Source organism: Bacillus arachidis (assembly GCF_030285945.1).
Classification (GTDB): Bacteria; Bacillota; Bacilli; order Bacillales; family Bacillaceae_G; genus Bacillus_A; species Bacillus_A arachidis.
The window spans coordinates 330,623-357,430 of the sequence record NZ_CP127376.1 but is presented as its reverse complement, the minus strand read 5'-3'; the positions used below and the strand labels follow the sequence as shown (position 1 = coordinate 357,430).

11 protein-coding genes, 14 pseudogenes and 1 riboswitch are annotated in these 26,808 nt (G+C 35.9%); of the genes and pseudogenes, 8 read left to right on the top strand and 17 right to left on the bottom strand.

Translation table 11 applies throughout. The annotated features are described in order from the left end of the window. Positions 1 to 133 precede the first annotated feature (133 nt). Both QRY57_RS03565 and QRY57_RS03560 read left to right on the top strand, forming a co-directional pair. Positions 134 to 265 (top strand): hypothetical protein, encoded by a 132-nt coding sequence (locus QRY57_RS03565; protein WP_286016666.1) that lies wholly within the window; start codon positions 134 to 136, stop codon positions 263 to 265. 370 nt (positions 266 to 635) lie between these two features. After that, a pseudogene (locus QRY57_RS03560) lies at positions 636 to 787 on the top strand (IS6 family transposase); the annotation flags it as partial. Positions 788 to 865: 78 nt separating this feature from the next. On the opposite strand, the pseudogene QRY57_RS03555 reads toward QRY57_RS03560, so the two are convergent. From QRY57_RS03555 to sdaAB, 3 pseudogenes are all read right to left on the bottom strand, one after another. Next, positions 866 to 2,184: pseudogene (locus QRY57_RS03555) on the bottom strand (amino acid permease). Positions 2,185 to 2,464: 280 nt separating this feature from the next. Beyond that, positions 2,465 to 3,353: pseudogene (gene sdaAA / locus QRY57_RS03550) on the bottom strand (L-serine ammonia-lyase, iron-sulfur-dependent, subunit alpha). A 20-nt stretch (positions 3,354 to 3,373) separates the two neighbouring features. Continuing rightward, positions 3,374 to 4,070, bottom strand: a pseudogene (gene sdaAB / locus QRY57_RS03545) (L-serine ammonia-lyase, iron-sulfur-dependent subunit beta). A 1,052-nt stretch (positions 4,071 to 5,122) separates the two neighbouring features. On the opposite strand from sdaAB, the pseudogene QRY57_RS03540 reads away from it, so the two are divergent. Both QRY57_RS03540 and QRY57_RS03535 read left to right on the top strand, forming a co-directional pair. Continuing rightward, positions 5,123 to 5,512 (top strand): annotated as a pseudogene (locus QRY57_RS03540) (polysaccharide deacetylase family protein); the annotation flags it as partial. 101 nt (positions 5,513 to 5,613) lie between these two features. Then, positions 5,614 to 6,842, top strand: a pseudogene (locus tag QRY57_RS03535) (aminopeptidase). A 110-nt stretch (positions 6,843 to 6,952) separates the two neighbouring features. Here the strand turns inward: QRY57_RS03535 and QRY57_RS03530 are convergent. The 9 genes and pseudogenes from QRY57_RS03530 to QRY57_RS03490 all read right to left on the bottom strand — a co-directional run bounded on the left by QRY57_RS03530 (position 6,953) and on the right by QRY57_RS03490 (position 17,765). Continuing rightward, the gene (locus QRY57_RS03530; protein ID WP_286016664.1) at positions 6,953 to 8,404 is read right to left on the bottom strand and encodes an NAD-dependent succinate-semialdehyde dehydrogenase; all 1,452 of its coding nucleotides are present in this window, start codon (positions 8,402 to 8,404) and stop codon (positions 6,953 to 6,955) included. Between the two features lie 294 nt (positions 8,405 to 8,698). After that, positions 8,699 to 10,056 (bottom strand): annotated as a pseudogene (locus QRY57_RS03525) (sigma-54 interaction domain-containing protein). 308 nt (positions 10,057 to 10,364) lie between these two features. Beyond that, positions 10,365 to 11,726 (bottom strand): 4-aminobutyrate--2-oxoglutarate transaminase, encoded by a 1,362-nt coding sequence (gene gabT / locus QRY57_RS03520; protein ID WP_286016663.1) that lies wholly within the window; start codon positions 11,724 to 11,726, stop codon positions 10,365 to 10,367. Between the two features lie 157 nt (positions 11,727 to 11,883). After that, complete coding sequence (locus QRY57_RS03515) at positions 11,884 to 12,630, bottom strand: HAD family hydrolase (protein ID WP_286016662.1); 747 nt, start codon at positions 12,628 to 12,630, stop codon at positions 11,884 to 11,886. 170 nt (positions 12,631 to 12,800) lie between these two features. Further along, entirely contained in the window at positions 12,801 to 13,706 is a 906-nt protein-coding gene (locus QRY57_RS03510; RefSeq protein ID WP_286016661.1) for a diacylglycerol kinase, read from the bottom strand. Between the two features lie 477 nt (positions 13,707 to 14,183). After that, a pseudogene (gatB, locus tag QRY57_RS03505) lies at positions 14,184 to 15,612 on the bottom strand (Asp-tRNA(Asn)/Glu-tRNA(Gln) amidotransferase subunit GatB). Further along, entirely contained in the window at positions 15,602 to 17,083 is a 1,482-nt protein-coding gene (gene gatA / locus QRY57_RS03500; protein ID WP_286016660.1) for an Asp-tRNA(Asn)/Glu-tRNA(Gln) amidotransferase subunit GatA, read from the bottom strand. The pseudogene gatB and the gene gatA overlap by 11 nt, the downstream one beginning before the upstream one ends. A gap of 14 nt (positions 17,084 to 17,097) precedes the next feature. After that, on the bottom strand, positions 17,098 to 17,388 hold the full coding sequence (gene gatC / locus QRY57_RS03495) for an Asp-tRNA(Asn)/Glu-tRNA(Gln) amidotransferase subunit GatC (protein ID WP_026593323.1): 291 nt from the start codon (positions 17,386 to 17,388) through the stop codon (positions 17,098 to 17,100). Between the two features lie 140 nt (positions 17,389 to 17,528). Further along, positions 17,529 to 17,765 carry a YiaA/YiaB family inner membrane protein gene (locus tag QRY57_RS03490; RefSeq protein ID WP_026593322.1) on the bottom strand — a complete coding sequence of 79 codons (237 nt, stop codon included), beginning with the start codon at positions 17,763 to 17,765 and terminating at the stop codon, positions 17,529 to 17,531. Between the two features lie 217 nt (positions 17,766 to 17,982). Here QRY57_RS03490 and QRY57_RS03485 point away from each other — a divergent pair. The 3 genes and pseudogenes from QRY57_RS03485 (at position 17,983) to QRY57_RS03475 (ending at position 19,907) form a co-directional block, all read left to right on the top strand. After that, positions 17,983 to 18,464: pseudogene (locus tag QRY57_RS03485) on the top strand (MarR family winged helix-turn-helix transcriptional regulator). A 78-nt stretch (positions 18,465 to 18,542) separates the two neighbouring features. After that, positions 18,543 to 19,720 (top strand): annotated as a pseudogene (locus QRY57_RS03480) (ArsA family ATPase). Next, entirely contained in the window at positions 19,713 to 19,907 is a 195-nt protein-coding gene (locus QRY57_RS03475; protein ID WP_090692610.1) for a DUF3926 domain-containing protein, read from the top strand. Before QRY57_RS03480 ends, QRY57_RS03475 begins: the two are co-directional and overlap by 8 nt. Positions 19,908 to 20,096: 189 nt before the next feature. On the opposite strand, the pseudogene QRY57_RS03470 reads toward QRY57_RS03475, so the two are convergent. The 3 genes and pseudogenes from QRY57_RS03470 to QRY57_RS03460 form a co-directional block, all read right to left on the bottom strand. Next, positions 20,097 to 20,950, bottom strand: a pseudogene (locus tag QRY57_RS03470) (MetQ/NlpA family ABC transporter substrate-binding protein). Positions 20,951 to 20,971: 21 nt separating this feature from the next. Next, positions 20,972 to 21,637 (bottom strand): methionine ABC transporter permease, encoded by a 666-nt coding sequence (locus QRY57_RS03465; RefSeq protein ID WP_208019012.1) that lies wholly within the window; start codon positions 21,635 to 21,637, stop codon positions 20,972 to 20,974. Beyond that, positions 21,627 to 22,645, bottom strand: a pseudogene (locus QRY57_RS03460) (methionine ABC transporter ATP-binding protein). Before QRY57_RS03460 ends, QRY57_RS03465 begins: the two are co-directional and overlap by 11 nt. A gap of 120 nt (positions 22,646 to 22,765) precedes the next feature. Further along, positions 22,766 to 22,870: riboswitch (SAM riboswitch) on the bottom strand. 179 nt (positions 22,871 to 23,049) lie between these two features. Here QRY57_RS03460 and QRY57_RS03455 point away from each other — a divergent pair. Beyond that, a pseudogene (locus tag QRY57_RS03455) lies at positions 23,050 to 23,606 on the top strand (cysteine hydrolase family protein). A 671-nt stretch (positions 23,607 to 24,277) separates the two neighbouring features. Here QRY57_RS03455 and pruA read toward each other — a convergent pair. Then, a pseudogene (gene pruA / locus QRY57_RS03450) lies at positions 24,278 to 25,824 on the bottom strand (L-glutamate gamma-semialdehyde dehydrogenase). A gap of 157 nt (positions 25,825 to 25,981) precedes the next feature. Continuing rightward, positions 25,982 to 26,752, bottom strand: a complete 771-nt coding sequence (locus QRY57_RS03445; RefSeq protein WP_026593313.1) for a TSUP family transporter — start codon at positions 26,750 to 26,752, stop codon at positions 25,982 to 25,984. Between the last annotated feature and the right edge of the window lie 56 nt (positions 26,753 to 26,808).

Sequence of the window (26,808 nt, the reverse complement as noted above, 5' to 3'; positions counted from 1 at the left end):
AACAATACATTTCTATATGCAATATTACATATTTATACGTTTAGACAAAAATTAGACCCCTATTACTCATTCTTTAATGGTACCATAGCGAGGTGAGAGTCTTTAAGGGTTCTCCTTAATAGGAGGAAACGATATGGAAAGAATGCAAGTGATTTATAGTAATCTGAAACTCAAGAGCTGGGTTAAACAGGTATTAGCTGTAGGCGGAATGTTAGGGTTCTGCTACTTGGTGTTATATGTTTACAGTTTCTTAATTGTTATGTAAATACTATATAACTACACTAGTGGAGTCTTACCTACAGAGGTAAGGCTTTTTTCGTTTTAGGGTAATTTTGAATTTTTAAGTTGATGGGCATGGAGTAATCACAGCTTGCTGCTTTAGTCCGTTATATCATTTACATAAAGAACCTTTTTGTTTATCTTTCCGTTTGAATACAGCCAGTACCATAATGATAAGGAAGTGTAGTGGGAGACATATATCGATATAACTCTTCGGTCAATAAAGATAATGCTTGTTTTTGGTTCATATTCATAAAAGCACGTTACTATTCTCATTAGCATAAGAGAATAGTAACGTGCTTTTTAATTCAAAAATAGTCTAAATCCTTAAGTTGATAGATGTGGGGCGGCACCCCAATATGCTTGGATTAAAATCATTGCAAACAGCTAAAAAGTGGTTGCTGGAATAAAAGTTATGCATATGACCAAAAAGGGACAAACTCTCCAAGGTGAGAAGTCTGTCCAAAAACAGATATATCTTATCCATGATCTCTTTGGTTTAACAGCATATAATTCAATTCCGCTAAGAATCTTTCGTTCTTTTTTCATATCTCACTATTTTTGCACCAGAACCTACAATAGTGAATTAGAATAATGACTTAATACTTGCTAGGACAGTAAGTATACCTATAATAATGACAAATACATTACTCGCTTTCCCTCTGTATTTAGCTAGTACTGGTACTTTGCGGATCGCATACATTGGTAATAGACATAAGATAGCAGCAACTAACGGACCACTAAGAGCATCAATGATTCCAAGAATACTTGGATTTGCATAAGCAACATACCAGCATGTTAATACGACAAAAGTAAGGATTATTGTCTTAACTGTTTTTTCTCCCATATTTTTTCCGCGTTTTTTACCGAACTTGATAATCACGTCACGCATTACCTCATATGCTCCTATATAATGGCCAAGGAAGGACTTTGTTATAGCCGTAAAAGCAATGATAGGAGCTGCAATAGTGATTATAGGCGAATTAAGCTCATTAGCAAGATATGATAGAATTGACAAGTTCTCTTCTTTTGCTTTTATAAGATCACTTGGAGTCAAACTTAATGTACTGCTCCAAACAAAGAACATAACAACAGCGAATGTCATGATATAACAAGCTTTTTGTATTTGAGCACATTTGGCATCAGTAGCTTCTATTCCATAGGTTGCTCTCTGTTTCATAACAAATGATGAAATCATAGGAGAATGATTAAACGAGAATACTACGATTGGTAGTATCATCAATATCGTTCCTAAATATCCCGTTCCTGTTGAAGCAGTAGAAACACTTGAAAAACTAAGCATTGACGTATTCCACTGTGGAATCAAAGATATTGCGATAAAAAGTAGAGAAGCTATGAAAGGATATACTAGCATGCTCATTATCTTTACGGTGATATCTTGTCCAAAATTTAGTATAGCTATAAGACCGAGTACTAATACAAGCGATAAAATGGCCCTTGGAGGCTCTGGCATGTGCAATTGATTCACAATAAAACTACTTGCAGTATTTGTAAGTGCAACCGAATACATCAGCACGATCGTATAAATTGAGACGAAGTATACTATGTTAAAAATTATACTTGCCTTATTTCCGAAATACTCTCTTATTGTACCTGTAATCCCCTCATCAGCAGAATTAGAAGCGTATATCATTTTAGCAAGCGCTCTATGTGAGTAATACATAACAGGATATGCAAGTATGGTAATTAACAATAATGATAATAAACCACCTGAACCTGCATTAATAGGTAAAAAGAGTACTCCTGCTCCAATTGCTGTTCCAAAAAGGCTCAATGCCCAGGTAGTATCCTGTTTATGCCACTTTTTAGGATCTAGATATTTCTCATTTTTTACTGCAGTGTTTTCATCTTGAAATTCTATTTTTTTGCAGTATTTCCATTCATATAATAATTCCTCCTTATATCCTATTCTTACGTCTCTTTTTAAGGCTTAGGAATATAGACCATTCTTGAATAATGAATTGCTTACAAGGTGCGCCACATCGTATGTCCAACCTGATAGATTTGTTAGCGTTTACAAAACAACTCAATTATATAATATATTAGTATACTTTAATTGTATAGTAGTATATTTTAGTGATAATGGCTTTTAGCATACTGACGCCCTTAGGAGAACAATAGAGAATAGAATTGTTAACTATTTCACAATATTTCCAATAACTGTTTATTTATTTAATTGTTTCTCTCCAAAGATTTTACTTTTAATGGCAATCCCTGTAGGTGTGGCTGCAATTCCACCTAAACCTGTCTCTCTTAATTCGCGAGGCATCTGTCTTCCAACTCTATACATCGCTTCAATAACTTCGTCAGCATTGATGATATTGTTTACACCGGCTAATGCGATGTCCGCTGCTGCTAAAGCATTGGCCGTTCCAATAGCGTTTCTCTTTACACAAGGAATTTCTACCAAACCAGCGACCGGATCACAAACTAAACCGAGTAAATTTTGTAATGCGGTTGAGAAAGCTTCAGAAGATTGCTGCGCTGTTCCTCCGGCAGCTTCTACCGCTGCTGCAGCAGCCATTGCTGAGGCACTGCCTACTTCAGCTTGGCATCCTCCGTACGCTCCGGAAATACAAGCGTTATTTGCGACTATCATTCCAAATAAAGATGAAGTGAATAGAAAATGGACCATATCTTCATGGCTTAACTGCAACGTATCTTTAATACTAAATAGGACTCCCGGATCGTCCCACTCGCACCTGCTGTTGGAGTTGCACAAATAGCTCCTAATGAAGCATTTACTTCATTAACACCGATAGCACTTTGAATCCCTAACACCATCAAATCTCCAGAAAGAGTTTTTCCACTTTCTCGATATTTTTTATTTTAACAGCATCACCTCCGGTTAAACCGGTCGGAGAAAATACCCCGTTGCCCTCGATACTTTTATTTACGGCATTTTCCATAGTCGCTAAGTTTTTTTCCATTTTACTCCAAACTTCTTCATAAGAAGTTTTAGTTTGTTCAATTTCCTGTTCGATTGCTAATTCATAAATTGGCTTTTGCCTTTTATTAGCTGCATCTACAATTTCTTTTATGGTCATATACATATTTTTTCACCTCTTAATAACTAAAGAATAATGATATTAGCTATACTGCTTACACTTCCCAATTCCTTTTGAGCATTACCAGGCAATAGCGAATCCAAAGCGAATACATATAAATATTTTCCGTTTTCTTCTAAACTATGAAAGTTGTTAATTTCCACATCATATTGTTTAAAGATTCTGCGTAAGACAAATTCAAAGTCAGCTCTTTCGGAAATCGCAATAATAACTGGTAATGGCCCCTGTAAATCTAGGCTAAATCCGTCAATTTCAACATGTTTGACTTCAATTAATCCGCCGCCGACCGAAATACCCACTGTTCTAATACTTCGATTTTCATCCTCTAAATATACATCTGCCGTATTTGGATGACCGGCAGGACTATCACCTGCTTTTTCAATAAAGGTAATATCAATTCCTTTAGATTCTGCTATTTTAATAGCATCTGGCACTTTGCTGTCATCGGCAGCAAATCCTAATATCCCAGCAATAATTGCAAAATCAGTTCCGTGTCCTTTATGGGTTTCAGCAAATGATTCATAATACCTTACCACGACTTTTTTGGAAGACCTTGAAATAATTTATTGGCAACTGTTCCAATAGCTAAAGCACCTGCAGTATGCGAACTTGAAGGACCTATCATTACCGGCCCAATTACATCAAAACAACTTTTGTATTTAACAACCTTTTTTCTTTAATAGATACTACATTCATGTTTATATAAGCACCCCCATCATTTATTATTTTTAATTGCAGTTGAATCTAAGTTATTAGAGTGACCAATTCAAAATAAAATCTAGCTGATAACGTTTCCATTTTCATGTTGAATGAATTTCCCTTCTGATCACACACCTTTCTTAGAGAAAAAATCGTATCAGTATGTCCAATTTTAGAAGATTACTTGCAAGGTCTTTAAAATTTTTGTATCCGAACCAAGTTTAATATTTTCTTCGAGGTAATAGATTATCTCTCGACGCCCTCATTATAACTTGTATATTTATGAGTTTAATATTTTTTTATTTTTAGAAAAATTGAATAAATAAAATTTTGAATGAATAATAAATTACATTTGGCACGTAGCAATTTTGTCCATTATTTGAAGCTGTATTAGTTAGTAGCAAAGCAAAAATAACACAGAGTTCCTTTGATTAACACATTGACTATATTGGAAAATCATTATAAAGATACTTATATTATTCTTTGTTAAAACATCTTATTTTATGCGTGAAAGCTGTTGTAATAAATGATTCATGTAGATGAAAAGGAATAAATTAAGAAAATATAAAATCTATTTCGGTTATTTATTATCCATTTTGAATTTATATACATTTTTCAGAAAAAATGAACTTCTTTTTCAGCAATCGGTCCATATAGTTGCATAAATCCCAATTTCTCAATTATGACAATGAAAGATGACAATATCGAACAAGGAGATATAAGATGTTGAAAAAGCGGATCTGCGGATTATTCGGAATTTCAAAAGTTACTTTGCGGTCTATGACAGCAATCCTGTCACTCCCCCATTTCATTCTCCAACTTTAAAATTAGCTTAAATTATAGGCTTAAACATGTAGCTTCCTCCCTTCAAATGCTATAATTTGTAAAAAGTTTATTGGAGGCTTTAATGAAATTACATGCTCTTTTGGATTTTCTACATTTATTATTTTTAAGCATTAAAAGTCATTATGTTCTTGGCATCCCTATTTATGTATTTTTAATCCCTTTCATATTTGTTGTCGGCTACATTATTATCACGATTAACAAACCTATAAAAAGAAAAAGACGCTACATTTAAGCCAACTGCAACCGAATATGTGATTGTTGATAACGTCGATGCAGAAGGTTCTTTATCCACCGCGAATATAAAAGAAATGGTTGATTCAGGTATATTCTCTGTCCAATCACACACAGCAACATATGCTGAAAGCCCCAAAAGAAAAACTTGAAAAGATTACTGGCAAACTTGTCATTGCCTTCGCATACCCATTTGGTCATGTAAATGATCAAGTTGTCGAAGAAACAAAAAATATCATCAATTTGCAACAACGACAAAGCCAGGACGGTTTATTACGAAAGGTGAGCCTAACGAATTATTCAAAATGAAGCGTGTTCGCATACATCATTCCACAACAGTGGAACAATTTACACGCTCTATTAAATAACTAAAAAATAGAACTCAATCTCATTTGAGTTCTATTTATATTTTTGAATTTTTCTTGTATTATGTATATAATAAATCTTTTGAATAAAGGAGATCGTACATATGTCATTTGAACAAACATTAGAAAAGTATGCTGCTCTTGCAGTAAATGTCGGTGTTAATATTCAACCTGGGCAAACATTATCTATTAATGCGCCACTTGAGGCAGCTCCATTTGTCCGCCTTGTTACAGAAAAAGCATATAAATCAGGCGCAAAGCATGTATATGTAGATTGGAACGATGAAGTATTAACACGTTTAAAATTTGACTTAGCTCCTGAAGAAGCATTCTCAGAATTCCCTGCCTGGAAGGCACATGCACGTGAAGAGCTTGCAAAAGAAGGCGCTGCATTTATGTCTATCTATGCAGAGAATCCAGATCTATTAAAAGGTGTAGATGCAAAGCGAATTGCAAGTGCTCATAAGGTTGCTGGTGAAGCAATGAAAGTATACCGCGATTATGTACAAGCAGATAAAGTAAGCTGGTGCGTGATCTCTGTACCTACGAAAGAATGGGCTGCAAAAGTATTCCCTGATGTTGCGCCAGAAAAGCAAGAAGAAAAGCTATGGGATGCAATTTTCCAAGCAACTCGTGCAAATTTAGAAAATCCTGTGGAAGCATGGAAAGAACATGATGACACATTACATGAAAAAGTAGACTACTTAAATGAAAAACATTATAAAGCTCTTCATTATACAGGGCCTGGGACAGATTTAACAATTGAACTTCCAGAAAAACATGTATGGGCTGGAGCTGGAAGCTTAAATGAAAAAACGTACCATTTATGGCTAATATTCCAACAGAAGAAGTATTTACAATGCCATTAAAAGCAGGTGTAAACGGACAAGTATCAAGTACGAAACCATTAGTTTTTGGAGGCAACATCATTGATAATTTTACACTTACATTCGAAAATGGACGTATTGTAAACTATAAAGCTGATACTGGCGAAGAAGCTTTAAAACATTTAGTAGAGACAGATGAAGGATCTCATTTCTTAGGAGAGGTTGCATTGGTACCTCACGACTCGCCAATTTCTAACACAAATATTTTGTTCTATAATACGTTATTTGATGAAAATGCATCTTGCCATTTAGCAATTGGAAATGCTTATGCATTTAACTTAGAAGGCGGTAAAACAATGACAAAAGAAGAGCTTGCTGAAAATGGGGCAAACTCTAGTATTACACACGAAGACTTTATGATCGGGTCAGCTGAGCTTGATATCGACGGTATTACAGCTGATGGAAGACATGAGCCAATCTTCCGTAAAGGAAACTGGGCATTCTAAAAATATAAATGATTGAATGAAAAAGAGCTGCTTTCTTAGAAAACAGCTCTTTTTCATTTTACCTCGCTTTAACGGGTAGTAAGGCTCCCACTGATTAAAGTTTCACCTTATTATAATCCTAGTGAAATATATTTAATTTCTAAATACTCCTCGATTCCAAAATAACCGCCTTCACGACCAATCCCACTTTCTTTAAATCCGCCAAATGGCGCTTGTGCAACAGATGGAAGTCCATCGTTTAAACCAATAATACCGTATTCTAATGCTTCACTAATTTGGAATGCTTGGCTAATGTCTTTTGTAAATACATAAGCCGCTAAGCCATACGGTGTGTTATTCGCACGCTCAATAACTTCTTCCACCGTTTCAAATTTCGCAACTGGTGCAACAGGACCAAATGTTTCTTCAGTCATACATAACATTGTGTCATTTGCGCCTCCAATGACAGTTGGCTCAATGAAATGGCCATTTAATTCTGTAAGTGTTTGGCCTCCATATAGAATTTCGCCGCCTTTTTTGATTGCATCTTCAATATGCTCCTGTACTTTTTCTACAGCATTCGCATCGATAAGTGGCCCTACAGTCGTACCTTCTCCAAATCCATCGCCTACTTTAAGCTGCCCTACTGCTTTTTGGAATTTTTCCGCGAATTCTGCATAAACCCCTTCTTGCACAAATACGCGATTTGTACATATACATGTTTGTCCAGCATTACGGAATTTCGAACCAATTACTGCTTCTACCGCTTTATCTAAATCCGCATCGCTCATTACAATAAATGGAGCATGGCCACCTAGCTCAAGCGAAACTTTCTTCATTGTTTTCGCAGCTCCAGACATTAATTCTTTTCCGATTTCAGTTGATCCTGTAAATGAAACCTTTCTTACGCGTCCATCCTCCATCCAAGTATCAGCAATTGCCTTGGCGCTACCAGTGACAATATTTAAAACACCTTTTGGAATATCGGCTTCATGTGCAAGTTCAGCTAATTTCAATGCAGTTAACGGTGTTTGACTTGCAGGTTTTACAACTGCTGTGCAGCCTGCTGCAAGTGCTGGTGCCACTTTTCTTGTAATCATTGCAGCTGGAAAATTCCACGGTGTAATCGCCGCAATAACGCCTACAGGCTGCTTCGTTACTAAAATGCGTTTATTCGGATGAGAAGCTGGAATCATGTCACCGTATACTCGTTTCCCTTCTTCCGCATACCACTCTACAAAACTATTCGCATAGTTCACTTCCCCAAGTGCTTCTGCAAATGGCTTCCCTTGTTCCTTTGTCATAATCACCGCAATTTCTTCTTTGTTTTCATCAATTAATGTAAACCACTTTTTTAGTTTTTGCGCACGATCAGCTGCTGTTAATTTTGACCATGATTTAAAAGCTTCATGTGCAGCATCTACCGCCTGCTTTGCCTCAGTGACTCCGCCCTTTGGAACAGTTGCAAAGATTTCCTGCGTCGCCGGATTATTAATCTCAATTTGTTCCTGCAACTGAATCCATTCTCCATTTATATACATAGCTTTCTGCTCTAAATTTACATACGCCGCTTTCTTATTCACTATTTTCTTCCTCCTTTATATTCACTTCATTTTTTTCCATATTTCTATCATACTTTCAAAAAGGCGTTCGAACAAAGAAATACCCTCCAAAAACTTTCATCCAAATGTCATTAGCCATCCTTATAGCTATATAAATCCACCTTGATTTTTCAACATATAAGTTACTGCCATGAGGTACGCAAAGTAACCTCTACTCGTTTTCTCCTCGACAAAAAAGATGCTGATGGTTTCTATGCATGAACGGGTACTCTCTCATCTAAAAAGAAAGATTATATACCTGCTTTCAATCTGTATTTATATAATTTCCTCTCCTATAAACTTCTTAATTTTCCTAGTTGCTGCAGACTGGCTTATTTTCAAAAACTCTGCTACTTTATAGCTTGATCCATATGTTTTATATGCTTTGAGGATAATATTCCGCTCTACTTCTTCCAACATTTTATAGAGGCTTTGACCGGACTGCTCAACTGTTGACCCTTGCATAGATAATGGTAAGTCTTCTATCATGACAATATCATCTGCAGTAATAACAATCCTTTCAATTACATTTTCTATTTCTCTATTATTCCCTTCCCAAGGATACCCTACAAACATTTGTAAAGTACTAGGGGCCAATTTCACATCACGTCCATACTTTTCGTTAAAGTGATGTAAATAATGATAGACTAACGGTAAAATATCTTCTGTTCGCTCGCGAAGTGGAGGAATTTGAATCGGTATTACATTCAAACGATAGTATAAATCTTTTCGGAAAGTACCTTGTCTTACCATTTCAGCTAAATCTCTATTCGTAGCTGCCACAATACGAACATCTACTTTCTTTAGTTCCCTACCTCCTACTGCGCGGAATGTTTTTTCCTGCAGTACTTGTAACAGTTTGGCTTGAATTTCAAGCGGCATTTCACCGATTTCATCTAAGAAAAGAGTCCCTTTATGAGCTAGCTCTAAAATTCCTTTTTCCCTTCACGATTTGCACCTGTAAATGAACCACCCGAATAGCCAAACAGTTCCGATTCGATTAAGTTTGTTGGCAATGCCGCACAATTAATTTCATAAAACATTTCATTTTTACGATGACTCACTTCATGTAAATGACGCACTAATCTACTTTTCCCGACTCCGGTTTCACCTAAAATAAGGACCGTGCTATCTACCATAGATACTTTTTGATTGTTGCGACTATTTTTTGCATAGCTACACTTTTAAAAATGAGCCCTTCATATTCATATGTTTCTCTTAACTCTTTCTTATATGTCTTTAACTGATTATCCATCTCCTCTACTTTTTTCTTAATTGGTAGAGTTCAGTGAGATCACGAGAATAACTAATGACTCTTCGCAAATTCCCTTGTTCATCAAACACAGGCCTTGTACGGACGTGTAAATACTCTCCCGACTTTGTTGTCTGAACAAGTTCAATCGGCTTTTTCTTCTCAATTACTTCCAACGTTGCAGATGGATAAAAATCCCTTCTTTTTGTAACTCTTTTACATGCTTACCTACTAACTCCTCAGCAGATAATTGATAGTGCCTTTCACATGTACTATTTACACGAACAACGGTTCCTTCCTCATCCGTAACAAAGATCTCATCAAATGCATATTCAAATACATCTTTTAAATCCATAAATGCTCGTTCCTTTTCTGCAACCATTCCAGCCACTCCTCAAATTCAGGTTCCATTGCTTCACTTTATTATCGCTTATATTTCATTATAAAGTGAAACTTGTATTTAAGGGAATTTTCTGTTTTTTCAAGAGACAAATTAGAATGGTCACAAATATGTTTTATATTCATTTTGATTTTCCAGCATATACATCACTGTTACGAAAAACAAAACGTGGCCCGTGCTCATTTTTTCTCTTTATTTTCACTTAGTATGGGGCAAGAGGAGAACCTGACCGCTTCCATGCACGACAGATGCTCTCACCCCAAAAAAGAAAGGTTTTTATATCGTATTATTTACACACGAGCGATATCTGCTTGCTCATAACAAGCTTGCAAGGAATCTTCAATAATTGTAAGCCCTTCTTCTAATTGTTCATCTGTAATGACAAGTGGCATTAAGACACGAACTACATTCCCATACGTTCCAGCAGATAATAAGAGGAGGCCTCGTTTATTTGCTTCAGCACATAAATTTGCTGTTAATACTTTATCTGCTTCTTTCGTTGTACGATCTTTAACAAGTTCGAACGCACACATCGCCCCTAAACCACGTACATCACCAATACAGTTATATTTTTTCTTCATTTCTTCAAATCGACCCATTACAACTTTTCCTACATGTACAGCTCGATCATTTAATTTTTCTTTCTCTATAATATCCAAAACAGCTAATGCCGCAGCGCATCCTAATGGACTTCCAGCATATGTTCCACCAAGTTCCCCTGGTGCGGATTCATTCATAATTTCTTTTCGTCCAATAACACCACTAATTGGTACTCCTGCTCCTAATGATTTCGAAACAGTAATTAAATCTGGAACGACATCATAGTGATCTATTGCAAAGTATTTTCCCGTACGGCTAAAGCCTGTTTGAATTTCATCCGCTACAAATAAGATGCCATGCTCAGAGCAAAGACGACGTACTTCCTGTACGAACTTTTTACTTGGAACAATAAAGCCACCTTCACCTTGGACTGGCTCCATCACAACGGCCGCTATGCTTTCTGGTGCAACTTCTGATATTAAAAAGTTTTTAAACTCTTCAATAATAAAGTTATCATATTGCTCATCTGTTAAGCCTTCTGGACGACGGTATTCATATGGGAATGGCGCTTTATATACTTCTGGTGCAAATGGACCAAATCCAAATTTATAAGGCTTTACTTTACTTGTCATCGTCATTGTCATCAAAGTGCGGCCGTGAAATCCTTTTGTAAAAGCAATAATTCCAGGGCGCTTCGTATATTTACGAGCAATTTTCACAGCATTTTCAACTGCTTCAGCACCACTATTTAAAAATAGTACTTGTTTTTCAAAATTTCCAGGCGCTAACGCAGCAAGCTTCTCTGCTAGTTCAATATATGGCTCATACATCATGACATTAAAGCCAGTATGAATATATTGATCTACTTGTTTATGAAGCGCCTCCTTCACAGCAGGGTGACAATGTCCTACATTAATTGTTCCAATTGCTCCCGCAAAATCGATAAATTGATTTCCATCTACATCTGTTACAAGCGCTCCATCTGCTGATTGTACAAATGTTGGAATTCCATTACTCACGCCCCTTGGTACGATATTTTGACGGCGTTCTAATAAAGAAGCTGCTTTCGGTCCTGGAATTTGTTCGTTTACTTTAGCAAATTTTGTATTCATCGTTTCTCCCATCCTTTTCTATGCTATGATTTTCTTTTTCTATATTGCAAGATGTATGCCAATTTAATGAATACAATAAACTTCTAGTTTTCTCAGGATTTCGACATAAAAATAAGTCTATATCGACTCATTACGAGTCAATATAGACTTATTTTATTTATAGATTAGACTTTTCTCGTTCCCAAATAAGTTCTCCAGAATCAGAAATAAAATTACCGACAGAATCTAATATAATATCTGCAAGTGGTGCTAATGTTTGACGATCACCCGTCCCAGAAAGAACACCAATTGCATAGCAAGCCCCGCTATTTTTCGCTAAATGTAAATCTGTTGGCGTATCTCCAACAACAACTACCTCCCTTGGAGATAATCCAAACTTTTCACAAAATGATTCTACAATTTGCTTGTCTGGCTTTTGGGCTGGAAATGTATCTGAAGCTACAATATAGTCAAAAAACGATTCTAAGTGACACTGCTTTAAAAAGAGGTCAGTCGGCGCCAAATCATCAGCTGTCACAATACCTAAAATAAATCCTTTATCTTTTAGTGTTTGTAAAATTATTGGTAAATCTGCAGTCATTCTTATATGTGAACGATGTTCGTACATAAGCTTAAATATTTTTTCACTTATCCAATGATGCATGTCACACTCTTCAATAGAAGATATATGTTTACAAAAGATTTGTGCTATATCAAGACTTGTTCCTGCTGCTAATGCACTATGTGGATTAACCAACACTCCTTCAACACCAATTTCTTGTAAAAGAACGTCCTGCAGTGATGCAGGCAATTTGTATAATTGTACAAATTCAACTACAAGCTCTTCCGCTACCTTTATCCAAATAGAATGAAAATCCATTAATGTTCCATCTTTATCAAATAGTATCGCTCTTACTTTCTCCATAACACCCTACCTTTCTGCGCTTCTTACATTCAGTGTAACAAGTAAATGTGGATGTAGGATGAAAAAATTGTAAAAATACCATAAAAATCAAAACTACTCCCAATTTACAAAAGAAATTTATGAAAATATTCCATGGGCACGCTCCTGTATGAATAATAAAAAGGATACCTTTATAAGGTATCCTCTTGATGCTTCGGAACAAATAGTTCTAGACAATGATATATATTTTCAAATTCCATTGGTGCATCCTCGCCATATTCACCATCTAAATTAATCATTAATTTATCTGGCGAATGAACTTTAATACGATTTGCCTGCGTATATAAAACCTTTGGATTATTAATATGCTCACCGCGCTGTGCTTGTGTTGCTGCTTTAATTAAATCAGCAATAGAGCCCTTCTTTAGCACTAATAAGTCAAATAAGCCATCGTTAATAGAGGCATATGGTGCAACCTTTTCAAATCCACCAACGGAGCGCGTATTCGTAATTAAAAACATCGTAATCTCTTCTTGCAATAGCTTTCCATCATACTCGATTTCAACATATGTTGGATGTAGTGACGGTAGCATTTCAATACCTTTTAAATAATATGCAAGTTGTCCTAATACCGTTTTCAACTTACTCGGTACTTCGTATGTTAATTCTGTAATACGTCCGCCGCCAGCAATGTTAATAAAATATGTATCGTTCGCTCTACCAAGGTCTAGCGGAACTGTATTACCTTCGCAAATAATATCAGCAGCCTCTTCAATAGAACGAGGCACACCAATTGCACGTGCAAAATCATTTGTCGTTCCAACTGGAATGATACCGAACTTTGGACGATGTTCATGCCCTACTAAACCATTTACGACTTCATTTAGCGTTCCATCACCACCTGCTGCAATGACAACATCAAACTTACGCTCTACCGCTTGCCTCGCTGCCACAGTCGCATCTCCTTGACCCGTTGTCGCATGACAAGATGTTTCATATCCAGCTTGTTCTAATTTTTGTAATACTTCTGGTAAGCTCTTTTTAAATAACTCACGACCAGAAGTAGGGTTATAAATTATTCTTGCTCGCTTCATCATTCATTAGCACAGGAATTTCCTTCTTTATGAAAAAGAATACACCAAACTTTTATTCAGCGTTCCTATGCCTACCTCCTCTCATCTCCATATCCTTCTTTTAGCCCATTTAAAAGGACAAGTAAGAACCTAGGCTCTTATCACTTTACATCGACAATATATATCATTTCATTCTTCATAGTACTTTCTGTTTCTTGCATATAAAACAAGGAGTTAACAATTATCCATTATTTCACGAGATGAAAAAACTCTCTATGTCTAGATTTATCATTATTTCCACCTTTTTGCAACTATCATACCATAGTTGCTATACAAACATTTTTTCACTTTTGTCAGTTAATCAAACGTTTGTTTAAATAATTTCTGAATTTAAACAAACGTTTGATTAACTCAGAAAAAACACCCAAATATGGGTGCTTTCTCTGTTTAATCTTTGTTGTTTAATAACTTCTTGATTCTACGAGCTAAGCTATCTCGTTATTAGCGTTTATTGATTTCTTCTAACAAGATTTTGTTAACAAGTGGTGGATTAGCTTGTCCTTTTGTTGCTTTCATAATTTGACCAACTAAGAAGCCAATCGCACGGTCCTTACCGTTTTTGAAGTCTTCAATAGATTGTTCATTATTATCAAGAATTTCAGTTACAACCTTACGAAGTGTACCTTCGTCAGAAATTTGAACAAGACCTTTCGCTTTAACGATTTCTTCTGGGTCTCCACCTTTTTCAATTAACTCGTTAAATACTTTTTCGCGATTTTAGACGAAATTGTACCTTTTTCAATTAATTGAATCATTTTAGATAGGCCAGCTGGTGTTAATGCTACGTCTTTTAATTCTTTTTGTTGTTTGTTTAAGTATGCAAGTACTTCACCCATTAACCAGTTCGATGTTAACTTCGCATCTGCACCGTCCACAATTGTTGCTTCAAAGAAATCAGACATCTCTTTTGTTAATGTTAATACATGTGCATCGTAAGCTGGTAAACCAAGCTCTTCAACATAGCGTACTTTACGAGCATCTGGAAGTTCAGGGATAGAAGCACGAACTTCTTCTTTCCACTCATCGTCAATGTAAAGCTCAACTAAGTCTGGCTCTGGGAAGTAACGGTAATCGTCGATCCTTCTTTTACACGCATTAAGATTGTTTTCTTCGTTGCTTCATCATAACGACGTGTTTCTTGTTGAATGATACCACCAGATAATAGTTCTTTTTCTTGACGAGCTTGTTCAAACTCAAGACCTTTTTGTACATAAGTGAATGAGTTTAAGTTTTTAAGCTCTGCTTTTGTACCAAACTTCTCTTGCCCTACTGGACGAAGGGAGATGTTTGCATCACAGCGAAGGGAACCTTCTTCCATCTTACAATCAGATACGCCTGTATATTGAATGATGGATTTTAATTTTTCTAAGTATGCATATGCTTCTTCTGGCGTACGCATATCCGGCTCAGATACGATTTCGATTAATGGCATACCTTGACGGTTGTAGTCTACTAATGAGTATCCTTCACCTGTATGCGTTGATTTACCTGCATCTTCTTCTAAATGAAGACGTGTAATACCGATACGTTTCTTTTTACCGTCTACTTCAATTTCAATCCAACCATTCTCTCCAATTGGCTTATCAAATTGAGAGATTTGGTATGCTTTTGGATTATCTGGATAGAAATAATTTTTACGATCAAACTTCGTTTCTGTTGCAATCTCACAGTTTAATGCCATTGCAGCTTTCATTGCAAAGTTAACAGCTTCTTTATTTAAAGTCGGAAGTACCCCAGGGTATCCTAAATCAATTACACTTGTTTGTGTATTTGGATCCGCTCCGAATTCTGTTGGACTCGCAGAGAAAATTTTCGAATTTGTTTTTAACTCAACGTGAACCTCTAAACCAATAATTGTTTCAAAATTCATCTATGCTCGCCTCCTTACAGACTTGCTTTTTTGTATGATAATCTGTTGCTTGCTCAAACGCATGTGCAACGCGGTAAATTGTTGCTTCATCAAAGTGTTTACCGATAATTTGTAAACCAAGTGGCATGTTGTTTGCACCGAATCCACATGGAACAGAAATTGCTGGAACACCGGCTAAGTTGACTGGGATTGTTAAAATGTCATTTGCATACATTGTCATTGGATCATCAATCTTTTCGCCTACTTTGAACGCTGGAGTTGGCGTTGTTGGGCCAATAATAACATCGTAATTAGCAAATACATTGTCAAAGTCATTTTTAATTAATGTACGTACTTGTTGTGCTTTTTTGTAATATGCATCATAGTAACCAGAGCTAAGCGCAAATGTACCAAGCATAATACGGCGTTTTACTTCGTCACCGAAGCCTTCACTGCGCGTATTTTTGTAAAGGTCCATTAAGTTATTCACATTATCAGAACGAACGCCATAGCGTACGCCATCAAAGCGTGAAAGGTTAGCAGACGCTTCAGAAGAAGAGATTAAGTAGTACGTTGCTAATGCATATTTAGAGTGTGGAAGAGATACTTCCTCCCAAGTCGCTCCCATGCCTTCTAATACTTTTAAAGCAGCTAGTACTGACTCACGAGCTTCTTCGCCAACACCTTCGCCTAAATATTCTTTTGGTACAGCGATACGTAAACCTTTTACATCGCCTGTTAAACCAGCTAAATAGTTGCCTACTTCAATATTTGCAGAAGTTGCATCCATGCGGTCAATACCTGAAATCGCTTGTAATAAGTATGCATTATCTTCTACTGTACGTGTAATTGGTCCGATTTGGTCAAGTGAAGATGCGAATGCAACTAAACCATAACGAGATACGCGTCCATAAGTTGGTTTTAAACCTACGACACCGCAATATGCAGCTGGTTGACGGATAGAACCACCTGTATCAGAACCTAAAGAGAATAATACTTCGCCTGCCGCTACTGCTGCTGCAGAACCACCACTAGACCCACCTGGAACGTAATCTAAATTCCATGGGTTTTTCGTAGCATAGAAACCTGAGTTTTCATTTGAAGAACCCATTGCGAACTCATCCATATTTAATTTACCAATAGTAATTGTGTCAGCAGCTTTTAGCTTTTGCACAACTGTCGCATCATAAATTGGATCGAAGTTTGCTAATATTTTGCTCGCACAAGTTGTACGAAGGCCATTTGTTACAATGTTGTCTTTCACACCGATTGGCATACCAAATAGTAAACCATTATCTTCAGCACCAATTTTCGCATCTAATTCTTTCGCTTTCACGCGTGCATTTTCTTCATCTAATGTAAGAAAAGCTTTTACGTTGTCTTCAACATCCGCAATACGTTTATATGATTCATCTACTAAATCCGTAACGGAAATTTCTTTGCTGTTTAATTTCTTATGTAACTCTGATACAGAATGATCAAATAATGACATCGAAATTCCCTCCTCTATTCTAATACTGCTGGAACACGGATTTGATTATCTTTGTGATCCGGTGCATTTTTTAATACTTCTTCAACTGGTAAACCTTTTTCTGGTACATCTTCACGCATAATATTTCTCATATTTAATACGTGAGTTGTTGGTTTTACATTTGTTGTATCTAATTCATTTAACTGTTCTGCAAATGTAACAATTGCATCGAGTTGTTTTTGAAATTTTTCTGCCTCTTGATCTGTAATTGCAAGACGTGCTAAATGCGCTACATGCTTTACATTTTCAACGGAAATTCTTGACACGGCTAGGCCACCTCCATAATATATCGTTCAATCTACAATACTATTGATGATACCAAATTTTCAGTACTTCAAGCAAGTCAACACGCGGCACTTACAGTATTTTTACATAAAAAAGAAAGGCTTCTGCCTTTCTTCGTACATTACTCTTTATCTGACGGCTTGCTTTTGGGAAATCTTTCATTATCTTCTTCATTATCACGAATTGTTTTTTGTAACACAAAACATGACATTGTTAAAAATAATGTACCTATTAAATAGTACCCTTTTACACTAAGCGTTTCATCTAATGTATAAATACCAATTAACATACCTGAAAGTGCGCAAACAAAGGACGTCCATGCTAAAAATGTAAACGCTTGCGTATTTCTCCTTCTCATTGTTCTCCCCTCGTAGCTGCATATTAATTATAGGTGATTATATTACTGTTATGGGTTTTTATGTAAAATATACTGATCTATCACAATTATTTTCTATTATAAAGTTTATTTTTTATTTAATCTGAAAAAAACAAAATATACATTTGACATTTATTTCAAACATGCATACAATAAAAATAAATATTACGAATCTCGAAATATACGGGAGTGGAAATAATTGTTGCAATATGAACATTTTTTAGATTTACTGCTAGATAACGCCAAGAAGCTTTTCTATCCAGAAGAATGGGTGAGCCTTGATTTATCACTTTCTAAAACGGAGGTATTCTGTCTCTTATGGATGGAGCGAAATAAAGATATTACGATGACAAAAATTACTGAGCTTCTTGATATTCCAATGAGTACAACAACAGGTGTTGTAAATCGTCTTGTGAAAAAGGATATATTGAGCGCTATCGAAATGAAAGCGATCGACGTATCGTATTAATTCGCTTAACAGAAGCAGGTATGTTACTCGTTCAAGAAGTGAAACAAAACGCAGCTCATTACTTTAATCTTGTGACAGGAGCATTATCAGAAGAAGAAAAGGCATTCTTACTGCAAATCTTCCAAAAGATTATGAATCACGTCGCTACGTCACAACAAAAACAGGTCGAAAAGCTTTCTACACCTAACATGAAAAACATTCCGATCGAATAAAGCCCTTTATGGGTTTTTATTCACAAATATATTTCGACAATCGTAATATTCGACAATCGAAACAAAGGGGATATAAATATGAGAATTATTTTGTATACAGGTAAAGGCGGCGTAGGAAAAACTAGCATTTCAGCAGCAACGGCTCTTCAAAGTGCCAAACAAGGGCTAAAAACATTAGTCATGAGTACAGACCCAGCTCATAGCTTAGGAGATTCATTCGGCATAAAATTATCTTCCGAACCACAAGAAATTCGTGAAAATTTATGGGCGCAAGAAATCAATACTATTTATGAAATGGAAAAAGGCTGGGGAAAATTACAAAAGTATATTACATTGCTGTTCACATCAAAAGCAGCTGACGATATTACAACTGAGGAATTAACGATGTTCCCAGGTATGGAAGACTTAATTAGTTTACTCCGTGTACTCGATTACTATAAACAAAAAACATATGATGTCATCATTATTGACTGTGCACCAACGGGAGAAACGTTAGCTATGTTAAGCTTTCCTGATATGCTCGGTTGGTGGATGGAAAAACTCTTCCCGATTAAAAGAAAAGTTTTAAAAGTTGTCCGTCCTGTTGCACAACCACTCCTCGGCGTCCCACTCCCTACTGATGATATTATGGATGAATTAACGAATACACTTGAACAGCTAGGGGAAATGCGGGATATTTTATCCAATCGAGAAGTAACGAGCATTCGCGTTGTTGTAAATCCAGAAAAAATGGTTATTAAAGAAGCACAGCGTAGTTTCACCTATTTAAATTTATATGATTATAACGTCGATGCCATCATGATTAACCGTGTCATCCCTGATACTGTTACTGACTCCTACTTCCAAGCATGGAAAGATGCCCAAAAGAAATATAAAGCACTTATCCAAGATAGCTTTCAACCACTTCCTATTTATGAAGCTCCAATGTTCGAACAAGAAGTAATTGGATTACCTATGCTAGAGCGTGTAGGAGATGCTTTATTCAAAGATGATGCAGAACCAACCGCCGTAAAATTTAACGGGCGTACACAATATGTAAAAAAGATGGAGATGCATATATTTTTGTTCTCTCTATTCCATTCTCAGATAAAAGTGAGCTTTCTTTAAATCAAAAAGGTGATGAACTCATCATTCGCGCAGGCTCTGTTAAACGAAACATTACATTACCCAAAACATTAACGCACTTATCCGTTCAAGGTGCAAAATTTGAAGGGGATGTATTAAACATTCGCTTTGGAGGTGCTGTTCATGCGTGAGGATTTACTAAGAAAAGCAATTCGTACAAAGGTGGAAGTTGGAATGTATATCATGAATGAATTACCTACTCCGGTTCAGCAATCTGCAAAGAAAGTGCTAAGTATTTTACAAGAAGAGCTTTCTTCTTGTATGCAAGAAACAACGAGACCTACAACTAGTAACTTAAAGAACATTACGATTGAATAAATAAAATAATTGATCAAATAAAAAAGACCAGGAATTTCCCTGGTCTTTTCATCTTACCTAACAAACATTGGATTTTATGATATACAGAATTGAAAGATACAAAATTAGGGTATCGTCTGTTAAGTATGATTATATGTCGAACGAGCTAACAACGGAGGGGTTCCTACAGTTAGTCCGTTTAACCCCATATTATTTTACGATTTTCTCTAACTCTTCCAGTGAAAGATTTACTGCTATTGAACCATCTTTTGTTTCTTTCTTAATTGCATCTATTACTTCTTTTGAATGGTACAATTCAATCACTTTTTTGATCGTTGGATCATCTTTATCTTTCGTACGAGCTGCGAAAATATTAATATATGGTTTCGCATTTTCGTTTTTGGATCTTCTAAGAAGATAGGGTCTTTCACTGGGTCTAAACCAGCTTGACCCGCAACACCATTATTAATAACGGAAGCTGCCACATCTTTTAATACACGTGGTGTTTGCTGTGCAATTACTGGTGTAATCTTTAGCTTTTTCGGATTTTCAGCAATACCACTTGGATCTCCAAATAGTCCAAAGTCTTTCTTCAATTTTAATAATCCAGATGCATCAAGAAGTTTCAATGCACGTGCTTGGTTCGTTGGATCATTTGGAATTGCGATTTCTGAACCCTCTGGAATTTCATTTGTCTTTTTATACTTTTCAGAGAATAATCCCATTGGCGCAATTTGTGTTGTACCAACGGCTGTAATATCTAACTTATGCTCCTTTTTAAATTGCTCTAAGAAAGCAATATGTTGAAATGAATTCAATTCTATATCACCGTCAGCTAATGCTTTATTTGGTGTTGTATAATCAGAGAACTCCACAAGTTTAATTTTAATCCCTTCTTTTTCAGCTTTCTTCTGAAGAATAGTCCAAGTGTCTCCATCCGTTCCTGTTACACCGATACGAACTACTTTTTCTTTTCCTTTTGCTCCTGTATCTTCACTTGAGCATCCACTTAAAGCTGTAATTCCTACAATTGTTGATAATGCAAATGCTAATAGTTTCTTCATGCTTCTCTTCCCCTCTTCGTTTTATGATCTACGTAAAAATACTTTTGAAAAGTAGTTTCCTAAGTTTTGAGCCAATTGCACAAGAATAATAAGTAATACAACTGTCACGAACATAACAGATGTATCAAAACGTTGATAACCATATGTCATTGCTAAATCACCAAGACCCCCACCGCCAACAAGACCAGCAACTGCCGAAAATTCAATTAAACCAACTGTCATAAATGTAATCCCTAAAATTAATGGTGCTACTGCTTCTGGGACAAGAATTTCGAAAACAATTCTTAATGGTGATGCTCCCATAGCTTGCGCTGCTTCAATCACGCCTTTTGGAACCGAAACAAGATTTGTTTCTACCATTCTTGCAATTCCAATTGATGCGACCAGTGTCATTGGAAAAATTGCTGCCGCCGTTCCAATTGTTGTTCCAATAACAGTTCTTGTTATTGGGCTTAAAGTTACTAAAAAGATAATAAATGGAATTGGACGAATCGTATTAATAACAATATTAAGAATAGAAAAGACCAGCTTGTTTTCTAAAAAGTTTCCTTTTCTCGTTACATATAAAAGTAAACCTAGAGGTATACCAAGTATTATAGCGAATATAAGGGTTACAATTACCATCAAAAGGGTATCCCCTGCCGCATCTAAAATCCGAGGCCAAAATATACTCCAATCAACTCGCATGGGCTTCAACCTCCTTCAATTGTACTTGCACTCTTAAATGTTGCAGCGCTTTTTGAATTTCTTTCTGTTCTCCTTGTAGTTCTACAAGAAGGTTTCCGAATAGAACATTTTGTAGTTCTATAATATTTCCATAGAGTACATTTACATTCACGTTATAATTTTTAGCAATATACGATAATACAGGTTGCCCCGTCTCTTCACCAGTGAATGTTAAGCGATAAATCCTTCCGCCATTTTGAATTTTTGTCAAAACACTTTTTGGTAAGTGATCATTAATAACAGAGCGCACAAAATTTTGCGTTGTCTTCGTTTTAGGTTTCGTAAAGACATCGAATAATGTTCCCTCTTCAATTACTTTGCCTTTTTCCATAACGGCTACACGGTGACAAATTTCTTTCACAACGTGCATTTCATGTGTAATAAGAAGGATTGTTAAATTATATTCTCGATTCACTTTCTTTAATAAATTTAGAATTTCTGTCGTTGTTTCTGGATCTAACGCTGATGTGGCCTCATCACAAATGAGAATATCTGGCGATGTTGCAAGCGCTCTTGCAATTCCAACGCGTTGTTTTTGACCACCTGATAGCTGTTCTGGATAATAGTTCGCTTTATCTTCTAAACCTACAAACTTTAGCAATTCATTTACTCTTTCTTTTATTTCATTTTTCGGTACTTTCGCCAATTTTAATGGATAAGCAATATTCCCAAAAACAGTTCTTGAATTAAATAAATTAAAACTTTGAAAAATCATCCCAATTCTTTGTCTTAGTTTTCGTAATTCTTTCGTTGTTAATGATGTAATATCTTTATCATCTATTAAAACGGTTCCCTCGGTTGGTCTTTCTAGCATGTTTACTAGACGTAACAATGTACTTTTTCCAGCTCCACTAAAACCGATAATACCAAAAATTTCCCCTTTCCAATCGACAGTGTTACATCTTCTACCGCATGAACAGGTTTCCCACCAGATTCATATACTTTGCTTACATTGTTAAAAGAAATCATCGTCTTCCCTCCTATATGCTGAAACAACTTGAAGTAGAGCCTTGAGGTAAAATAAAAAGTGCTCTCCTCCTTATCCATAATAAAAATAAGAAGAAGAGCACTTATATACTCATTCACATCTTCTCATCTTCCAAGCTTCTAAGAGCTTGCTGGAATTAGCACGGTATTAAATAATCCGTTGCTGAGGTATCACAGGGCCAGTCCCTCCACCTCTCTGGATAAGAGTGTATCAATTTAATTGTCGTTTAATTAAGTCCCATTATAAAACTCTGAAAAGTAAGAGTCAACAAAAATATCAGAAAATAACAACTTTATTTTTCATCAGGATTATGGAAAGGAAAATATCCGCTGCTAATTGAATAACATTACATGAATAAGAAATAAAACGGAGGACGATAACTGATATGAAAACAGCCCTTTTACTCGTCGATATTCAAAATGATTATTTTCCAAATGGTAAGATGGAACTACGTGGTGCCGCTGAAGCTAGCGAGTATGCAAGTCAACTACTTCAGCATTTTCGAGAAGTGAACCAACCTATTTTTCATATCCAACATGTATCTATTAAAGAAACTGCTACCTTTTTCTTCCGAATACGGAAGGTGTTCACATTCATGAAAATGTTCGCCCCTTAAAGAATGAAACTGTTATTCTCAAACACTATCCAAACAGTTTTCGGGAAACTGGCCTGCTAGAGCAATTGCAGAACTTAGAAATTGAACATGTTATTATATGTGGGATGATGACTCATATGTGTATTGATGCCACAGTAAGAGCTGCTTTTGATTTCGGTTTTCGTTGCACTGTTGTACATGATGCATGTGCAACAAAAGATCTCCTCTTTAAAAATGCTACGATTCCCGCTGTCTATATCCATAATACAATTTTAGCAAGTTTAAATGACCTATATGCAAATGTTATGAGTACCGAAGAGCTTTTAAGTTTTAGGAACTCCATCTGAAACAAAAGATTATGTCTGTAAAGTGAAACTTTAATCAGTGGTGGGGTTCTTGATCCCCCGCCTATCTCTGAATCCTAAGGTGGGGGCTTACTTCCCGTTAAGGCGGGATAAAGACATGATCTTTTATACTATTATTCACAGGTTATCATAACTTGAAGTCTCTCAAACTCGCTTTCCTCTTCACTTTATTTTTCCCTGTACCTCTTACTCTAATCAACTGATTCTTTAATTTCTCTTCATATAGCAGACCAGCAACATTTACATCCGCTTGATCCGAACTTCTATTGAACTCAACTTTTAAAGATCTAGGAAGTGTATCAAATTACAGCTTAACATCACCACTTTATGTATTACACTCTACCTCCCCTTGCGAACTACGACCTTACTATTTGTTATAAGTTACACCTGCTAAAATAAAAAACACTACTTTCAGTGAGCAAAACTGAAAGCAGTGTTCTCTTGTCTAACCATAGATTTTCTTTCAAATTGAATTATACAGGAAATTCAAAAAAATAATACAGAAAAATATGACGAATGAATTAATTTTTTAGCGCTTTTGTTCCTTTTCACTCTTTTACACTTTATTTAAGCAAGATAGTTGTTTTCTAATCGGAATCTTTCTTACATGAAAAAGGCTCTCCCCATTATAGGAAGGCCTTTTCATCTATTTCTTATAAAGTTTCAGAAGTAGTTTTTGCTTGCATGTGAAGTGCTAAGTAATCAGGTCCGCCTGCTTTAGAATCTGTACCAGACATGTTAAAGCCACCGAATGGTTGGTAACCTACGATTGCACCAGTACATCCACGGTTGAAGTATAAGTTACCAACGTGGAAGTCTTCACGTGCTTTTTCGATATGTTCACGGTTGTTAGAGACAACTGCTCCTGTTAAACCGTATTCTGTATTGTTTGCAATTGCAAGTGCATGATCAAAGTCTTTTGCTTTACAGAATGCTACTACTGGTCCGAAGATTTCTTCTTTCATTAAGCGAGCATCTTCTGCAACGTCAGCAACGATTGTTGGTTGGATGAACCAGCCTTTAGAATCATCACCTTCGCCACCAGCTACTACTTTACCTTCTTCTTTCCCAATTGCAACATAGCTCATTACTTTATCAAATGCAGCTTGATCATTAACTGGTCCCATGTTCATGCCTTTTTCAGCTGGGTTACCTACAGTTAATTCTTTTGTTAATTCAACAGCACGATTTAATACGCGATCGTATACATCTTCGTGGATTACTGCACGAGAGCAAGCAGAACATTTTTGTCCTGAGAATCCAAATGCTGATGCAACGATAGATTTAGCAGCTAATTCAAGATCTGCTTCTTTATCAACAACGATTGTATCTTTACCGCCCATTTCAGCGATAACGCGTTTTAACCAAATTTGACCTGGATTTACTTTTGCTGCGCGCTCGTAAATACGAATACCTACATCGCGTGATCCAGTGAAGCTAATGAAACGTGTACGAGGGCGATCTACTAAGTAGTCACCAACTTCAGATCCACTACCAGGGATGAAGTTTACAACGCCTGCTGGTAAGCCTGCTTCTTCTAAAACTTCCATAAACTTCGCTGCTACTACAGGTGTTGTACTAGCTGGCTTTAATAATACTGTGTTACCAGAAACTAATGCAGCTGTTGTCATACCTGCCATAATTGCGAATGGGAAATTCCAAGGAGAAATAATTACACCTACTCCTAATGGAATGTAAGAGAAACGATTATATTCAATTGGACGGCTTTCTACTGGAATACCGTCTTTTAATTTTAACATTTGACGACCATAATATTCCATAAAGTCGATTGCTTCTGCTGTATCAGCATCTGCCTCATTCCATGGTTTACCTGCTTCTTTTACAAGAATAGCAGAGAACTCATGTTTTCTACGACGAACGATTGCTGCAGCACGGAATAAAATGTCTGCACGCATTTCTGGTTTTGACTTTCTCCAAGTTTGGAATGTTTCATCCGCAACTTGCATTGCTTTTTCAGCTAATTCACGGCTTGCTTTTGAAACACTACCTACAACTTCTTCTTTATTTGCAGGGTTTACAGAAACGATTTTCTCGTCTGTAGTGATCTTTTCTCCCCGATAATTAATGGATAGTCTTGTCCAAGATAAGATTCAACTTTCTTTAAACCTTCTTCAAACGCTAACTTGTTAGCCTCTACTGAAAAATCTGTAAATGGCTCATGTTTGTATGCTACTACCATTCTTTTTAGCCTCCCCTTAGAAAAACGTTTACATTTTACAACATTATTCTACACGATAATTTAGATTTATTCAAATATTCCTAGACTTATATTTTAAAAATTAATTAATTTTTAAAATATAATAAATAAAAAAAAAGCTTCATACGTACGTATGAAGCTAAATAATATGAACATACTCCATAATATTTTTTCCAATTAATAAAATTGTTACTAGTAAAAATAAAGTACGAACATACCCAACACCTTTTTGCACAGCAAACTTTGATCCTAAATATGCTCCTAAAATCATAGATAATCCCATAATAATACCGTATTCAAAATGAATAATATCTAAAAATAAAAATGTAATTAAAGATACAATATTACTAACAAAATTCAAAACTTTTCCAGACGCAGCTGCTCGAATAAAATCCAAACCAATTAATAAAAATGCAAAAATTAAAAAAGATCCTGTTCCCGGTCCGAAAAAACCATCATAAAATCCTATAATTAAAATAACGAAGTAAAACATTAATGCTTTTCCTTTTGTCATCTTTTTATAGGTCGAAACACTTCCCCAATCCTTTTTTGCAATAATATAAATCGCAATAAATACCAACATTACCAGTACAAGCGGACGCAAAATATCCGGTGGAATAAATTTTACTACTAAAGCTCCTATAATGGCCCCAATAATAGTTAATGGGATTAACTTTCCCACTATACGAAAATCAACCTTCTTTGAACGAATAAAATAAACTGTACTTGTTAATGACCCCATTGTCGAAGCTAACTTATTTGTAGCGATTGCCGAAGCTGGTGGTAATCCTACAAACATAAGTGCAGGAAGTGAAATGAGCCCCCCTCCTCCAACAACTGAATCAATAAATGCAGCCAAAAAACCAAAAGCAACGAGTAATACAACAATCTGTAAACTTAACTCATCCATGTCTTTTCTCCTTACCCCTTTTTGTTCATAACATTAGAAATTATAACAAAATTACA

Bases quoted from the DNA above. Each gene is read 5' to 3' on its own strand.
- QRY57_RS03565 (WP_286016666.1), top strand. From the start codon at position 134: ATGGAAAGAATGCAAGTGATTTATAGTAATCTGAAACTCAAGAGCTGG.
- gabT (WP_286016663.1), bottom strand. From the start codon at position 11,726: ATGAATACAAAATTTGCTAAAGTAAACGAACAAATTCCAGGACCGAAA.
- QRY57_RS03515 (WP_286016662.1), bottom strand. From the start codon at position 12,630: ATGGAGAAAGTAAGAGCGATACTATTTGATAAAGATGGAACATTAATG.
- QRY57_RS03510 (WP_286016661.1), bottom strand. From the start codon at position 13,706: ATGATGAAGCGAGCAAGAATAATTTATAACCCTACTTCTGGTCGTGAG.
- gatA (WP_286016660.1), bottom strand. From the start codon at position 17,083: ATGTCATTATTTGATCATTCTGTATCAGAGTTACATAAGAAATTAAAC.
- QRY57_RS03490 (WP_026593322.1), bottom strand. From the start codon at position 17,765: ATGAGAAGGAGAAATACGCAAGCGTTTACATTTTTAGCATGGACGTCC.
- QRY57_RS03475 (WP_090692610.1), top strand. From the start codon at position 19,713: ATGCGTGAGGATTTACTAAGAAAAGCAATTCGTACAAAGGTGGAAGTT.
- QRY57_RS03465 (WP_208019012.1), bottom strand. From the start codon at position 21,637: ATGCGAGTTGATTGGAGTATATTTTGGCCTCGGATTTTAGATGCGGCA.
- QRY57_RS03445 (WP_026593313.1), bottom strand. From the start codon at position 26,752: ATGGATGAGTTAAGTTTACAGATTGTTGTATTACTCGTTGCTTTTGGT.